This is a genomic window from Bacillota bacterium (genome assembly GCA_040754675.1).
In the GTDB taxonomy this organism is placed as follows: domain Bacteria; phylum Bacillota; class Limnochordia; order Limnochordales; family Geochordaceae; genus Geochorda.
Genome location: JBFMCJ010000719.1, coordinates 1 through 1,806, shown reverse-complemented (window position 1 = coordinate 1,806; position 1,806 = coordinate 1). Strand labels below are relative to the sequence as shown.

General features: G+C 70.8%; 1 protein-coding gene. It reads right to left on the bottom strand.

The window, feature by feature from the left end; genetic code table 11:
- Positions 1-924 precede the first annotated feature (924 nt).
- The coding region (locus tag AB1609_22890) for an ATP-binding protein (GenBank protein MEW6049281.1) at positions 925-1,806 on the bottom strand (882 nt) is incomplete at its 5' end.

Genomic DNA, 1,806 nt, shown 5'->3' with positions numbered 1-1,806 from the left:
GGTGCCGGTACCTCCACCCTGGTGCCCGTTCCCGTTGGCGGCGGCCACCTGGCGGTGGTCCACGTGCACCTCGCCCAACGCATCGCGCCTGCGGCGGCGGCCTCCGCGGCAGGGAAGGCACGGGCTCTCAGGGGCTGGCCACGGTGCCACCCATCGATGCGCGGATCGCCCTCATCTCAGCCCTTAAGGTTATCTAAGAGATCCCAACTGGCACCCGCCGGTGGCTCCAGGCAAAACGCCACCACTCGCCAGCCCACTCGCGGCGAAAGCGGCGATTGCCCCGCTGGCGGGTACCCGGTCAATTCTCCCCCACCGGCCGGTTAGCTCCGTCAGGTCCCAGGCTTCCTCTACGCGCGAAGCCCAGCTCCCGCCGGCCGGCCGGACCCTCGTCTCTCTCCCTCGGTGCCCCCGATCCGGGGGCGACGTCTCCGCCGGAGGGAATCCCCGGGGGCCTGCGGCCTGGTGCCGCCGCCCGTCGGTTCTGCACCCGTCCGGCGCTCACCATGGGGCGCCTCCGCGCGTACCCGCGTGCGAAGGGGTGGCGCGACTCCCGGGAAACCTTCCCCGCCCCCTGCGCCTTCGCTCTCTGCCCGGCGGCCGTGCCTGCCGTCGGGCCACCCCGACACCGCAGCCGCAGGACCGGACCCGCGGGCACGGTGCCAGCGGCACTCTCCCAGCAGGCCCAGCGGTTGCAGTACCCTCTTCTCCCTCGAACCCCCAGGCGACCCCCGGGGGTCAAACAACCTCATAGACATTTGTATCATATGCGATCCGTGACGTCAATTGCCAACCTTGAGCTTCAGCGAATTCGGCCAAAGCAGACTCCACGCGGCCTCCATCCTCCCGGGCAGCCTGCGAATTGGCCCCACAGAAAACGGAAAGGGCGGGCTGAGGCCCCTCCCGCCCGCCCCTGACCGGTTGCGGTCAGAGGCCCAAGTGCCTGGGCTGTACCGGCTCGTCCTTCAACGCCGCCAGCGTCACCGCGCGGTCCACCATGTTCCTGATCTCGGCGGGACTCTTGCCTTCGGTGAGGTCCGCCAGGCGCTCCAGGGAGGACCGGTCAAACTCGTCCCAGCCCGGCCTGTCCCGCAGGAACATCTCGAGCAGCTTCAGCCGCGCCTGCCGGTCGGGAAGCCCGATCCGGATTATGCGGTCAAACCGTCCGGGTCGCACCAGCGCCTCGTCCAGGATGTCCGCCCGGTTGGTGGCCGCCAGCACGAACACGCCGGCGCGATCCTCAAACCCGTCGAGCTCCTGCAAGAGTATGTCCAGCAGGACGTCGTGGGGCCGGTTGAGGTGCGAACCGTCGCGCCTGCGGCCGATGGCGTCGATCTCGTCCAGGAACAGGATGCACGGCCTGTTCTGCCGGGCCCAGTGGAACACCTCGTGCAGGTTACGCTCGGACTGGCCCACATATGGGCCCAGCAGGTGCGCTGTGTTGACGCTCCTGAAGGCACAGCCGAAATACCGCGCCGCCGCACGGGCCAGCGACGTCTTGCCCGTGCCCGGCGGACCTACCAGCAAGAGCCCGCGGTCAGGCCGCAGCCGGTACTTCTTCACCCGGTCAGGGTGGAGCACGGGCAGCTCGAGGGCCAGCTTGAGGGCCCCGATCGGCTCGTCGAGCCCCACCAGCCCGTCGAACGCACGCCGGTCGCGCCCCCTGCGGGGCACGGTTTCCCCGGCGGGCTCGGCAGGCGGGGCGGGCGCCGGTGCCCGGGTCCGCGCGGTCCGGCGCCCGAGCCTGGGCTGGGTCGCACCCGGCAGCGCCGCCCACAGCGTGAACCGGCCGAAGAACAGGGCCCCCAC